Source organism: Bacteroides sp. 2201st1_D9_2201SCRN_220225 (assembly GCF_040928965.1).
GTDB lineage: Bacteria > Bacteroidota > Bacteroidia > Bacteroidales > Bacteroidaceae > Bacteroides > Bacteroides stercoris.
Genome location: NZ_JBCODG010000009.1, coordinates 1 through 12,374, shown reverse-complemented (window position 1 = coordinate 12,374; position 12,374 = coordinate 1). Strand labels below are relative to the sequence as shown.

The following is a 12,374-nucleotide window of genomic DNA, read 5'->3' as shown; positions in this document are numbered from 1 at the left end:
AGATATGAAGCAACTATTTATATTCACCGCCACCATCCTCGCCTGCATGGGGATGAGGGCGCAGGAAACCGGCATTGACTCCGTGCTTCGCCAGATAGAAGCCAACAACAAGGAGTTGCAAGCCAATGCACAACTTATCTCATCACAGAAGCTGGAGAGCAGGACCGAGAACAACCTGCCGGATCCCACCCTCTCATACGCCCATCTCTGGGACTCTAAAAACAGCGATGAAACCGTAGGGGAAATGGTGGTTTCCCAAAGCTTCGACTTTCCCACCTTATACATAACAAGAGGAAAGATGAACCGTCTCAAAACCGGAGCACTGGATGCACAGGCGGCAACCATGCGCCAGCAGATATTGCTGCAAGCCAAAGAAGTGTGCCTGGACATCATCATGCTGCAACACCAGCAGGAGTTGCTCGATGCACGGCTGAAGAATGCAGAGGAGCTGGCCGCCATGTATGCCAAACGGCTGGCTACGGGAGATGCCAATGCCCTGGAAACAAATAAAATCAATCTGGAACTGTTGAACGTACGTACCGAATCGCGCATGAACAGTACTGCCCTGAACAATAAAATCAAGGAACTGCTGGTACTGAACAGCAACCAGCCGCTTACTCCCGGACGTCCCTTCCCCGACGGCCCCACCGTACCTACCGCCAAAGCCCTCGGACTGACGGACTATCCCCTGGTTCCGTTGCCAACCGATTTCCATCGGGTATGCAGCGAACTGCTTGCCGCCGATCCCTCTCTGCAATCATTCGACAGCGAAAGCGCCGCAGCCCGCAAGTTCATTTCAGCAAGCAAGCAAGGGTGGCTGCCGAAACTGGAGTTGGGCTATCGTCGCAATACCGAATCGGGACATCCGCTGAACGGTGTTGTCGTAGGCTTCTCTTTCCCGCTGTTCTCAAATAAAGGAAAAGTGAAGATAGCCAAAGCCCAAGCCATGAACATCGACTTCCAGAAAGATAATGCAAGAGTAAAAGCAAGCTCCGAGTTATGGCAGCTCTACGAAGAAGCCCGTAACCTGGACGCTTCCATGCAGGAATACAAACGGACCTTTCAGGAACAGCAGGACCTGACTTTACTGAAACAGGCTCTTGTAGGCGGACAAATCAGTATGATAGAGTATTTTGTCGAAGTTTCGGTCGTTTACCAAAGCAAAACAAATCTCCTGCAACTGGAAAACCAATACCAGAAAGCAATGGCGCGGATATATAAGAACGAACTGTGATGAAGGTGGAATCAAGTCAAGAATGCACTTTCACCACCGTCTCCGGCAAATAGCCGCTACGGATACGCCACTCCTGCGGATAAAGATTATTGGCACGGTTACCTATATTCTTGACAAAGCCGAGAGGCACATGCTTATATGTCAGCAAAACAACTCCGCGAGGGGCTGCATCCGAAAGGGTGACAGCCTCTTTGCGTAAATAGGCAATGGCCTGTTCATACGATATTTCTTCACAAGGGAAAGCATCCGATACCAATATCCCGCTCACAGCCAAGGCATGACAGGGAATCCAATCCTTGCCTTTCTGTCCGGCAATCTCCAATCCAGCCTGTACAATACGTAAGGACGACTGCAATGCAGACAGTTCCGGAAGATAACATTTTGGGAAAGCGCTGACATTGCCGCCTTTCTGGATAAACTCATACTTATCCGCAGTAAAAATCCACTTCTGCAATATCGCAAGCTGCTCCTTGGAAAGTCCCGGAGTTTGCTTCCCTTTTCCCTGGACTTTACGTCCTTTTTCCCTGGACTTTTCTACTCTGAGCCCTGGAGTTTCAGGAGCAATTGCCAGGGAAATGAGTTGCTTATCCCCGGAGTTTCGGACGCTCATGCCCGGCTTCCGGAGAACTGCCAGAAAGAAGCCTTCTCCCTGGGTTTTATGAGGCAGGAAACGATAAACAGGAAAGGATTCTCCCTGCAACAAATTACCCGTTATATTCCACTCTTCCGCAACATCGAGCGGAAGCACCTCTGCACCGAATTCATCCCTTATCCAACGGATGTTTTCTTCGTTTTCCTTTGTGTTATAAGTACAAGTGCTATATATCAGTATGCCGCCCGGTTTCAGACAAGGCCAGATATCCGCAATAATTCTCCGCTGCCGCTGCCGGCAGATTTCCACATTCTCCGGGTTCCACTCGCTTATGGCAACAGGGTCTTTGCGGAACATACCCTCACCGGAGCAGGGCACGTCCGTCAATATCACGTCGAAGAAATCTTCCAGCGGTGTAAAGTCCGACGGATCGCTATTGGTAACCACCACATCGGGATGCCCCCACTTGGTCAGATTCTCGGCAAGTATCTGAGAGCGGTTGCGGATAACCTCATTGGCTATCAGCAGACTATTGTCGGGAAGGAGGCTTCGGATATGCGTCGACTTACCGCCCGGAGCGGCGCAAAGGTCGAGCATCACTACCGGTTCCTCACCCATATACTGCTTCAGAGCCTGTTCAACAAACATGGACGAAGCTTCCTGTACATAATAACAGCCCGCATGGAACAAGGGATCAAAAGTAAATGTCGGGCGTTCTTCCAGGTAAAAACCGGAAGTACACCAGGGAACGGCATGTTCTCCGGAGCGGAAAGCAAAAGGTTTCAGCGGATTCAACCGGATGCTGACGGATTGCTCCGATTCCAGAGAAGTCACTAATTCCTTATAATCCTCATCTCCCAAAAGAGTGCGGGTATAGTCTGCAAAAGAAACGGGTAGTTCCATAGGTTTTACTTTTTAAATACGCAAAGGTAGTATAAATATTTTGCGGTTGATAATAGCTTTTCTAAAAAAAATGTCGTCTCTTTGCAACTTTCCAAGCAAATGGGTACGTCTAACACACAAAGAAACCTATAAAAACAAAAAACAGCATGATTATGAAACGCATTATCTTCGCACTGACAACCGCCTTAATGCTTTGCACATTGGCACAAGGAAAGAACCGGACCGTTACGGAGAATGACAGTCTGGGAAACAAACAAAGAGTCATAGAATTGAAGGATACCGTGATTGACGGAAAAGCCGTTACGGACACCCTTAGCATCATGACTTACGAAAACAGTTCAAACAGTAACTCAGAAAGTGACGATGATTACAAGCATCATAGCAGTGCTTACGATTTCGGCTGGAATATCGGACATGCCACGAGAGACGCAGTCATTGCGATTACAGCCATTGTGTTCGTTTTCGGCTTTCCTTTAATCATCGTATTCATCATCTTTTTCTTCCGCTACAAAAACCGGAAGGCCAAATACCGCCTGGTGGAACAAGCATTAGCCAGTGGACAACCGCTGCCGGAAAATCTGTTTAAAGAAGCCGATTCGACAGATATCCGCAGTAAAGGAATCAAGAATGTGTTCGTCGGTATCGGGCTGTTCATATTCCTCTGGGCCATTACCGAAGAATTCGGACTTGGCTGCATAGGCCTGCTTGTCATGTTCACAGGCTTCGGACAGCTCGTCATCTACTATACGCAGCAAGACAGAGCCCCTAAAAGCAATGATAAATCCGATAATGCAAGAACCGTCTTTCCGGAAAAGAATGCAGAAAAATGAGTCAGCTCAATGATATATCGTTAGTCGCACAGGTCGTGGTGTTTCGCAACACCAGGGCCTTCGACCAGTTAGTAGGAAAGTATCAGTCGTCCGTACGGCGTTTTTTTCTGCACCTGACTTGTGGCGACAGCGAATTGAGCGATGACCTGGCGCAAGATACATTCATTAAAGCATACACCAATCTCTCCTCATTCAAAAACCTGTCCAGTTTCTCCACCTGGCTCTACCGTATTGCTTATAATGTATTTTATGATTATCTTCGCACCCGTAAGGAGACCGACAGTCTGGAAACACTCCGGGTAGACGCTCAATACAGTACGCAGCAAAACGACATAGGGCGGCACATGGACATTTACCGTGCGCTGAATATGCTGAAAGAAACAGAACGGACCTGTATCACTCTTTTTTATATGGAAGACCAAAGTATAGAGAAGATTGCAGACATTACCGGCTACCCGACAGGAACAGTAAAAAGCCACCTGTCGCGGGCCAAAGAAAAAATGGCTACCTACTTAAAACAAAATGGTTATGACGGAAAACAATGATAAACTCCTGATTGATTTCTTTGCCGAAAACCGGCAGGAAATACCCGACAATGGCTTCACCCGCCGTGTGATGCGCCATTTGCCCGACCGTACCCGACGGATTTCACAAGTATGGGTTACGTTCTGTTTCACGCTGGCATTAGTGCTGTTCTTTGTTTTCGACGGATTGCAACAGGTATTGGGTACACTTCGTGAAACACTCACCGCCGCTGCCCAAAGCGGAGTCACCGAACTTGATCCCAAATCTTTATTGGTTGCGGGCATAGTATTACTCTTCCTGCTCTATCGCAAAATATGTTCATTGGCTTAAACGCTTTGGAAATCGCAAACGGTAATTTCCTCATAGAATAAATAAACTTCCTTACAGAACAATACAATCAACCCCTACCTTGTTAATAAAAGGTAAGGGTTGATTTTTTTATAAACAAATGAACATATCTCAATGATATATTGTATATTTGCGAACTCATAAAACTAAATAAACTTATAAAGTTTTGAGACAGATTTCATTCATCATATTATTTACATTTTTTATTGGAAGCGTCCGAGCGCAAAGTACCAGCGATTCTCTTGTAATGAACTACATGCAAGATATGGAAATACCGCTGACTTACAACAATAAAGTCGAACTATTGATGACCGGTCGTGAAAAGTTTATTGATTTATTCGAAACTATCCGCCATGCCCGGCACCACATTCATCTGGAATATTTCAATTTCCGTAACGACTCCATCGCCAATGCCCTTTTCGATTTACTGGCAGAAAAGGTAAAAGAAGGTGTAGAGGTACGTGCCATGTTCGATGCGTTCGGCAACTGGTCCAATAACCAGCCGTTGAAAAAACATCATTTGCAGGCGATAAAGGCACGCGGCATCGAACTCGTCAAGTTCGACCCCATCACCTTTCCCTATATCAACCATGCCATGCACCGCGACCACCGGAAGATAGTGGTTATCGACGGAAAAATCGGCTATACGGGCGGGATGAATATTGCCGACTATTACATCAACGGCTTGCCTAAAATCGGTAAATGGCACGACATACACATGCACATAGAAGGGGATGCCGTACGTTACCTGCAAGGTATCTTCCTGACTATGTGGAACAGGGAAACCGGACAACACATCGGCGGTCCGGCATACTTCCCCAACCTGCCCCAATTTCCGGACAGTATAGCCGAGGAGATTGCAATAGTAGACCGCACCCCGCGGGAAACACCCCGGTCTATCAGCCATGCCTATGCCGTTTCGATAGAAGCTGCTCAAAAAAATATCCAGATAGTAAACCCCTACTTCGTTCCGACGAAATCCATCCGTAAGGCTATCAAGAAAGCGTTAAAGAAAGGTACGGAAGTGGAGATTATGATACCGGCTGTATCGGATATTCCCTTTACGCCCGAAGCCTCTTTTTATATCGCACATAAATTGATGAAACGGGGAGCCAAAATTTACTTGTTCAAGGACGGATTTCACCATTCCAAAGTAATGATGGTAGACAGCGCTTTCTGTACGGTAGGCACTGCAAACCTCAACAGCCGCAGCTTGCGCTACGATTATGAGACCAATGCTTTCATCTTCGACCCTTCAACAACGAACCAGTTGAACAGCATGTTCGAGAGGGACAAAAAGAACAGTACCTTGCTCACGCCCGAGATGTGGAAAAAGCGCTCCGGCTGGAAAAAGTTTCTCGGCTGGGTAGGAAATCTGCTGACTCCTTTCCTGTAAATCTTATAGCGCAAATTTTCAATATACCGAGAACTTTGCCTACCTTTGGCAAGGCTTTTAATAAGTAACTCCATGAAACAATATTTAGACTTACTCAACCGTGTACTGACTGAAGGCATAGAAAAAAGCGACCGTACCGGAACCGGTACAATCAGCGTATTCGGACACCAGATGCGTTTCAATATGGACGAGGGCTTCCCTTGTCTGACTACCAAGAAACTTCATTTGAAATCCATCATCCACGAACTGCTCTGGTTCCTGAAAGGCGATACAAACGTAAAATACCTGCAAGAGAACGGGGTACGCATCTGGAATGAATGGGCCGATGAGAATGGAGATTTGGGGCATATCTACGGTTACCAATGGCGTTCGTGGCCGGATTACAAAGGCGGAACCATCGACCAAATCAGTGAAGCGGTGGAAACAATCAAGTACAACCCCGATTCACGCCGTATCATAGTGAGTGCCTGGAACGTCGGCGATTTGGACAACATGAATCTGCCGCCTTGCCATGCATTCTTTCAGTTTTATGTAGCCAACGGACGACTCAGTCTGCAACTTTACCAACGCAGCGCGGATATTTTTCTGGGAGTACCTTTCAATATCGCATCGTACGCATTGCTCTTGCAAATGGTAGCCCAAGTTACGGGATTGAAAGCCGGGGATTTTGTACATACCCTGGGAGATGCACATATCTATCTGAACCACTTGGAACAAGTGAAACTCCAACTGAGCCGTGAGCCGCGGGCACTTCCGCAAATGAAAATAAATCCGGATGTAAAGAACATATTCGATTTCAAGTATGAAGACTTTGAATTGGTCAATTACAATCCTCACCCGCATATTGCCGGAAAAGTAGCGGTATAGGAAAGAGAGTATCTTCTATCATTAAAAGACCACTTGATTACATCAGACAATATGATTAGCATTATCGCCGCAGTAGACCGACACATGGCTATCGGTTATGAAAACAAACTGTTATTCTGGCTTCCCAATGACTTGAAACGTTTCAAAGCGCTTACTACCGGGAACACCATCATCATGGGACGGAAAACATTCGAATCACTCCCTAAAGGAGCTTTGCCAAACCGACGCAATATTGTATTGTCTACCCGTCCCGACACCCTATGTCCGGGTGCGGAAATCTTTCCTTCTCTTGAAGAAGCTTTGAAGCACTGTGAACAGGATGAACAAATCTATATTATAGGCGGAGCCAGCGTATACCGCCAGGCTTTGCCATTGGCAGACGCACTCTGCCTGACAGAGATAGATGCCGAAGCTCCTCAAGCAGATGCCTACTTTCCGGAAGTAACCCCTGAAATATGGCAAGAAAAAAGCAGGGAATCCCATCCTATAGATGAAAAACATCCCTGCCCTTATGCTTTTGTCAATTATATCCGCCGATAACCGGTAGGATTATTCATCCTCATCGTCTATCACTATCGGCATCTGACGTTTAATTGCCTCGTGGAATGAAATCAACGTTTCCGTACGAGACAACCCCAACGGTTGCAATTTATCATGAATAATGCTCAGCAAATGATGATTGTTCCGTGCATACAGCTTAATAAACATATCGTATTTACCGGTAGTAAAGTGACATTCCACGATTTCAGGAATGGCTTCCAGCGCTTTTGTCACGGCATCAAAAGTTGCGGGATCTTTTAAATAGATTCCAATATACGCACAAGTCTCATATCCTATCTTTTCCGGATCTATAACATATTCCGACCCTTTCAATATACCCAGATTTGTCAGTTTCTGAATACGTTGGTGAATAGCTGCTCCGGATACATTACAAGCTCTGGCAACTTCGAGGAAAGGAATACGCGCATTATCGGCAATCAGCTGCAATATCTGCTCGTCTAAAGTATCCAATTGATGATGTCCCATTTCTAATCTCAATAATTAATTAAATAAATTATTTTACCGTATTCCCCTACGGCAATGTGCAAAGTTAGCGATTTTTTCATGAATAAAAATACGAATTATAACTTTTCTTGCTAAAAAGAGAATAATCATACATGCAGGGGAATACAGACAAAAATCGTATATTTGTGAAATGATTAAATTATTATGGACATGAAAAAGCATATCTTATTCTTACTCTGTTTAATAGCCGTAGCATCTACCCGCGCACAAGTCTTTGCTGACCATTTTGCAGATAAAACCCTTCGCGTCGATTATATCTTTAACGGCAATGCATCCGGGCAAGCTATCTGTCTGGACGGGTTATCCGCTCTCCCCACCTGGGCAGGAAGAAAGCATCATCTGGCGGAACTCCCGTTGCAAGGCAACGGGCAGATTATTATGCGCAATGCAGCCAGCGGAAAGACTATTTATACTACCTCTTTCTCCTCACTCTTCCAGGAATGGCTGGAAACGGACGAAGCCCGGAATGTAACTAAAGGATTTGAAAATACATTTCTCCTTCCCTACCCGCTTCAACCGGTTGAAATAGAAATAACCCTGCTCGACCCACGCCGCAATGTCCGCGCGTCCATGAAACACATTGTGCATCCAAACGATGTATTGATAGAGCAAAAAGGAAATTCACACATCACACCGCATAAATACCTGCTGCACAACGATAGTCCGGAAAAGTGCATCGATGTAGCCATTCTTGCAGAAGGATATACACTCCAAGAAATGCAGACATTCAATGAAGATGCAGATATCGCTTGCAAAAGCATTTTCGACCACGAACCTTTCAAATCTATGAAGAAACGGTTCAATGTAGTAGCCGTAGCCAGTCCTTCCACAGATAGCGGAGTCAGCGTGCCAAGATTGAACGAGTGGAAACATACTGCCTTCGGTTCACATTTCAGCACGTTCTATTCCGACCGTTATTTAACAACATCACGCGTAAAAGCAATTCATGATGCTTTAGCCGGAATACCCTATGAACACATTATCATATTGGCTAATACGGAAGAATATGGCGGTGGCGGTATCTATAACTCATACACCCTCACAACAGCCCATCATCCGATGTTCCGGCCGGTAGTAGTACATGAATTCGGACACAGTTTCGGCGGACTTGCCGATGAATACTTCTATGATAATGATGTCATGACCGATACCTATCCCTTGGATATAGAACCGTGGGAGCAGAACATCAGTACACAAGTGGACTTTGCAGCCAAGTGGAAGGACATGCTTAGTGAAAATACTCCCGTTCCCACTCCGGCAGAGGTAAGCGAAAACTATCCGACAAGCGTGTATGAAGGCGGCGGTTATTCAGCGAAAGGGATCTTCCGACCGGCAGAGAATTGCCGCATGCGCACCAATGAATATCCGGCTTTCTGCCCTGTGTGCCAACGCGCTCTTCGCAGAATTATTGAGTTTTATACCGAATAAAAAAACAAATTTTAAAGAACCTGCTTATGATTAAATTTCAACGCATCACCACCACAGATGCAGCCTTGTACAAGTACATGGAGCAGTTGATGACTGCTTCTTTCCCTTCTGAAGAATATCGTCCATTGGAAGAATTGCGTAATTATACAGATAGCAAACCGCACTTTTACTGTAACATTATTCTCCATAAAAATACTCCGGTAGGCTTTATTACCTACTGGGATTTCGGACACTTCTGCTATGTAGAGCATTTTGCCATTGACCCGTCTCAACGCAATGGAGGCCATGGCAAAAACGTTTTAAACCATTTATGCCACCAGCTAAAGAAACCCATTATCCTGGAAGTGGAAATGCCGGAAGAAGAAATGGCAATACGCCGAATCAATTTCTACAAACGGCAAGGTTTTACATTATGGGAAAAGCCGTACATGCAACCGCCTTATAAATCCGGAGATGATTACCTTCCCATGCTATTAATGGCTTATGGCGATTTAGAATGCGATAAAGACTTCGAACAGGTTAAAAAGTGCATCTATCGGGAAGTATACAACACTAAATAAATAGGAACACTCATTCTTCCAAAGTTCCCATACATAATAAAATAAAGGTCGCCTGTTTTCACAAGCGACCTTTATTCAATATAGTCTGAACTAACTTTACTGACGCGGCTGCGCAGAATAGTTAATCTTCAATGCATACGCTTTACGAAGAGCCTCTTTGATATCTGTTACGATACCCATTTTCGTATCTTGGTCAACTTTCAAAGACACTGTCATCTGCGGCTGATCCTCTTCCTTCATACTGGCACGTTCACCAATAATATAGTCTTGGATTGCTGCAACTTCAGCATAACTGTCATTCAACTGGATACGGCTTTCATTACCTAATTTCTTACGGAATTCAGCAGTAGGTTTTCCTACATAGATAAACGTAACCAAAGACTTCTTTTCAAGTTTTTCCAACTCTGTAGCTTGCGGAACCTTAAACTCAACCTTTAATGTTACCTCACGCATAGTTGTTACAATCATGAAGAAGAACAACAGGGTGAAGATAAGGTCAGGCAGAGAAGAAGTGTTCAACGCCGGCATTTCTTTTTTACCAGTCTTATTAAATTTTCCCATTACTTCTTATCTCCGTATTTTTTAGGTTCTGCCTCAGAGATCTTCTGAGGATAAATGTCACGAATTGCTTTTTGTTGATCGTCATTCAAATCAACATAGTTCTTTTGCCATTTTTCCTGAGCCAACTCATCACGTAACTCATTGTATGCTGCAACCAGCTCGTTTTGTACAGCAAGATATGCCTTATAAGAAGAGCCACGGTCGCAACGCAAAGAAATTACATGCTTTTCCGTAATCATCATGTTACCAAAGAAAGGAATATCCTTTGCATGTTTTTCCGGTTTGGTTTCATCGTTATACGGATTGGCAATAAATTCTTTTGCTTTAGCACGTAACTGATCTGTTGTGATATAATCGTTTCCGCACATTAACTGGTCGTTCATATTCAGGAAGACCTGCAACACGTTGCGTTCCTTCAACTTAATATCGTCATTCTTTTGGTTCTGCTCCGGTGGTGGCGGCAAGCGTCTTGCCAAACCACGGTCAGTATCCATTGACGTTGTAATCAAGAAGAAGATCAACAACAGGAAAGCAATATCCGCCGTAGAACTTGAGTTAATATCAGGAACTTTTCTTTTTCCTTTTGCCATTGTAATTACTCTTTAAATTGAGTTATCTCAATTGATTATGATAATTTCTTCTTAATACTACTAAAGATGATAGCAAGCACTGTTGCACCAAACAGGATGTAGATAGAATAAAGGAACATATCAGTGATCTTCAACCAGAACGGAACATTGTCCGTACCGTCATAACCCGGGATATTAAGCGGTTCATCACTACCCATAGCCCATGCTATAACAACAACTGCAACCAATACGATTACACCGATCAAAGACTTCAATGCATTTCCCGGATTATCTTTCAAGGCAGTTCCGAACTGGAACAGGAAAGCAGCCACTGTAGCAACGACAGCGATACCAAACAAACCGTACATCAAGAAGAGCAGTGCATCGGTTTGGGCGGGTTGCCACATTTCAGAGTCAACGCTCATAAGTACTGCATCGCCCTGAGCATCTCCACCGAAGTAGAACAAGCCCAACACTACCAGAATGGCAGCGAACATTACGTACAGTACGTAGTATGATACTTTATATGATAACTTAGCCATTTTACTTATTTTTTGTATTTCAAGTCATATTTGATAACCATATCCAACAGTGAGATAGAAGAATCTTCCATTTCGCTGGTCAAAGCTTCAATCTTAGACAGGATATAGTTATAGAATACCTGCAGAATCAAAGCAACGATCAAACCGAAGATAGTTGTAATCAAGGCAACCTTCATACCACCTGCTACAACCGTCGGAGAGATATCACCTACTTGTTGGATCTTATCAAATGCCTGCACCATACCGATTACAGTACCCAAGAATCCTAATGACGGAGCCATTGCGATAAACAGTGTGATCCAAGAGCAACCTTTTTCCAGGTAACCTGCCTGTACACCACCGTAAGATACAACTGACTTTTCAACTACATCGATACCCTGATCGATTCTCATCAAACCCTGATAGTAGATAGAAGCGATAGGACCTCTTGTGTTGCGTGCAATGTCTTTGGCAGCTTCAACATCACCTTTTTCCAAAGCAGCTTCGATAGCGGCAATAAACTTCTTGGTGTTGATTTCAGCCAAACTCAGGTAAATGATACGCTCGATACAGAAAGCAAGACCGATAACCAATGCGATGGCAACCAAACTCATGAAAGATGCAGTACCTTCAATAAATTTAGTCTTGATTTCTTTGTGAATACCGCCTTCTTCAGCTACAACAGGAGCGGCAGCTTCATCAGCAGGAGCTGCTTGTGCTGCAGGAGCAGCTTGTTCTGTTTGTTCAGCAGCAGGAGCATCTTGAGCCTGAGCAAGTTGAGTTGAGCCAAATGTTAAGACTCCCATCACAGCAACAATTGCAAATAACTTTTTCATTGTGTGTCTAATTTTTAAGATTAATTAATTAAATTACTTATTATGTTTATTTATTGTTCTTCTCTTATTTTAAAACTTCGCGGAGAGACGGGGATTCGAACCCCGGATACCCTTTAGGGGTATACACGCTTTCCAGGCG

The 12,374-nt window shown here is 44.6% G+C and carries 15 protein-coding genes; 9 read left to right on the top strand and 6 right to left on the bottom strand.

The features are described from left to right. Positions 1-4 precede the first annotated feature (4 nt). Positions 5-1,234: a TolC family protein gene (locus tag AB5903_RS04340; RefSeq protein ID WP_368117668.1), complete on the top strand. Its 1,230-nt coding sequence runs from the start codon at positions 5-7 to the stop codon at positions 1,232-1,234. A 16-nt stretch (positions 1,235-1,250) separates the two neighbouring features. Here the strand turns inward: AB5903_RS04340 and AB5903_RS04335 are convergent, their stop codons facing one another. Continuing rightward, on the bottom strand, positions 1,251-2,729 hold the full coding sequence (locus AB5903_RS04335; RefSeq protein ID WP_005657147.1) for an rRNA cytosine-C5-methyltransferase: 1,479 nt from the start codon (positions 2,727-2,729) through the stop codon (positions 1,251-1,253). Between the two features lie 146 nt (positions 2,730-2,875). Between AB5903_RS04335 and AB5903_RS04330 the strand changes: the two genes are divergently transcribed. The 6 genes from AB5903_RS04330 (at position 2,876) to AB5903_RS04305 (ending at position 7,235) form a co-directional block, all read left to right on the top strand. Further along, on the top strand, positions 2,876-3,559 hold the full coding sequence (locus AB5903_RS04330) for a DUF6249 domain-containing protein (RefSeq protein WP_005657149.1): 684 nt from the start codon (positions 2,876-2,878) through the stop codon (positions 3,557-3,559). Beyond that, positions 3,556-4,104 (top strand): RNA polymerase sigma factor, encoded by a 549-nt coding sequence (locus tag AB5903_RS04325; protein WP_217733030.1) that lies wholly within the window; start codon positions 3,556-3,558, stop codon positions 4,102-4,104. Before AB5903_RS04330 ends, AB5903_RS04325 begins: the two co-directional genes overlap by 4 nt. Further along, complete coding sequence (locus tag AB5903_RS04320; RefSeq protein WP_060385434.1) at positions 4,088-4,414, top strand: DUF5056 domain-containing protein; 327 nt, start codon at positions 4,088-4,090, stop codon at positions 4,412-4,414. The genes AB5903_RS04325 and AB5903_RS04320 overlap by 17 nt, the downstream gene beginning before the upstream one ends. 223 nt (positions 4,415-4,637) lie before the next feature. After that, a complete protein-coding gene (cls, locus tag AB5903_RS04315) occupies positions 4,638-5,828 on the top strand; it encodes a cardiolipin synthase (RefSeq protein ID WP_258998680.1) in 1,191 nt (396 codons plus the stop codon). A 72-nt stretch (positions 5,829-5,900) separates the two neighbouring features. Further along, on the top strand, positions 5,901-6,695 hold the full coding sequence (locus AB5903_RS04310; RefSeq protein WP_016661792.1) for a thymidylate synthase: 795 nt from the start codon (positions 5,901-5,903) through the stop codon (positions 6,693-6,695). 51 nt (positions 6,696-6,746) lie between these two features. Then, complete coding sequence (locus tag AB5903_RS04305) at positions 6,747-7,235, top strand: dihydrofolate reductase (RefSeq protein ID WP_016661793.1); 489 nt, start codon at positions 6,747-6,749, stop codon at positions 7,233-7,235. Between the two features lie 9 nt (positions 7,236-7,244). Here AB5903_RS04305 and AB5903_RS04300 read toward each other — a convergent pair whose 3' ends face one another. Then, positions 7,245-7,721, bottom strand: a complete 477-nt coding sequence (locus AB5903_RS04300) for an Lrp/AsnC family transcriptional regulator (protein ID WP_016661794.1) — start codon at positions 7,719-7,721, stop codon at positions 7,245-7,247. 189 nt (positions 7,722-7,910) lie between these two features. On the opposite strand from AB5903_RS04300, the gene AB5903_RS04295 reads away from it, so the two are divergent. Both AB5903_RS04295 and AB5903_RS04290 read left to right on the top strand, forming a co-directional pair. Then, a complete protein-coding gene (locus tag AB5903_RS04295) occupies positions 7,911-9,188 on the top strand; it encodes an IgA Peptidase M64 (RefSeq protein WP_368117667.1) in 1,278 nt (425 codons plus the stop codon). Between the two features lie 26 nt (positions 9,189-9,214). After that, positions 9,215-9,748, top strand: a complete 534-nt coding sequence (locus AB5903_RS04290; RefSeq protein ID WP_016661796.1) for a GNAT family N-acetyltransferase — start codon at positions 9,215-9,217, stop codon at positions 9,746-9,748. Between the two features lie 96 nt (positions 9,749-9,844). Here AB5903_RS04290 and AB5903_RS04285 read toward each other — a convergent pair whose 3' ends face one another. From AB5903_RS04285 to AB5903_RS04270, 4 genes are read right to left on the bottom strand one after another with little or no spacing between them, the layout of a single operon-like run. Further along, on the bottom strand, positions 9,845-10,309 hold the full coding sequence (locus tag AB5903_RS04285; protein ID WP_005657168.1) for a biopolymer transporter ExbD: 465 nt from the start codon (positions 10,307-10,309) through the stop codon (positions 9,845-9,847). Further along, positions 10,309-10,899 (bottom strand): biopolymer transporter ExbD, encoded by a 591-nt coding sequence (locus tag AB5903_RS04280; RefSeq protein ID WP_005657170.1) that lies wholly within the window; start codon positions 10,897-10,899, stop codon positions 10,309-10,311. Before AB5903_RS04280 ends, AB5903_RS04285 begins: the two co-directional genes overlap by 1 nt. 35 nt (positions 10,900-10,934) lie before the next feature. Then, a complete protein-coding gene (locus AB5903_RS04275; protein WP_005657172.1) occupies positions 10,935-11,420 on the bottom strand; it encodes a hypothetical protein in 486 nt (161 codons plus the stop codon). A gap of 5 nt (positions 11,421-11,425) precedes the next feature. Continuing rightward, the gene (locus tag AB5903_RS04270; protein WP_005657173.1) at positions 11,426-12,235 is read right to left on the bottom strand and encodes a MotA/TolQ/ExbB proton channel family protein; all 810 of its coding nucleotides are present in this window, start codon (positions 12,233-12,235) and stop codon (positions 11,426-11,428) included. Positions 12,236-12,374 lie beyond the last annotated feature (139 nt).

Coding starts and splice junctions, on each gene's coding strand:
- AB5903_RS04340 (WP_368117668.1), top strand. CDS start 5: ATGAAGCAACTATTTATATTCACCGCCACCATCCTCGCCTGCATGGGG.
- AB5903_RS04335 (WP_005657147.1), bottom strand. CDS start 2,729: ATGGAACTACCCGTTTCTTTTGCAGACTATACCCGCACTCTTTTGGGA.
- AB5903_RS04330 (WP_005657149.1), top strand. CDS start 2,876: ATGATTATGAAACGCATTATCTTCGCACTGACAACCGCCTTAATGCTT.
- AB5903_RS04325 (WP_217733030.1), top strand. CDS start 3,556: ATGAGTCAGCTCAATGATATATCGTTAGTCGCACAGGTCGTGGTGTTT.
- AB5903_RS04320 (WP_060385434.1), top strand. CDS start 4,088: ATGACGGAAAACAATGATAAACTCCTGATTGATTTCTTTGCCGAAAAC.
- AB5903_RS04310 (WP_016661792.1), top strand. CDS start 5,901: ATGAAACAATATTTAGACTTACTCAACCGTGTACTGACTGAAGGCATA.
- AB5903_RS04305 (WP_016661793.1), top strand. CDS start 6,747: ATGATTAGCATTATCGCCGCAGTAGACCGACACATGGCTATCGGTTAT.
- AB5903_RS04300 (WP_016661794.1), bottom strand. CDS start 7,721: ATGGGACATCATCAATTGGATACTTTAGACGAGCAGATATTGCAGCTG.
- AB5903_RS04295 (WP_368117667.1), top strand. CDS start 7,911: ATGAAAAAGCATATCTTATTCTTACTCTGTTTAATAGCCGTAGCATCT.
- AB5903_RS04290 (WP_016661796.1), top strand. CDS start 9,215: ATGATTAAATTTCAACGCATCACCACCACAGATGCAGCCTTGTACAAG.
- AB5903_RS04285 (WP_005657168.1), bottom strand. CDS start 10,309: ATGGGAAAATTTAATAAGACTGGTAAAAAAGAAATGCCGGCGTTGAAC.
- AB5903_RS04280 (WP_005657170.1), bottom strand. CDS start 10,899: ATGGCAAAAGGAAAAAGAAAAGTTCCTGATATTAACTCAAGTTCTACG.
- AB5903_RS04275 (WP_005657172.1), bottom strand. CDS start 11,420: ATGGCTAAGTTATCATATAAAGTATCATACTACGTACTGTACGTAATG.
- AB5903_RS04270 (WP_005657173.1), bottom strand. CDS start 12,235: ATGAAAAAGTTATTTGCAATTGTTGCTGTGATGGGAGTCTTAACATTT.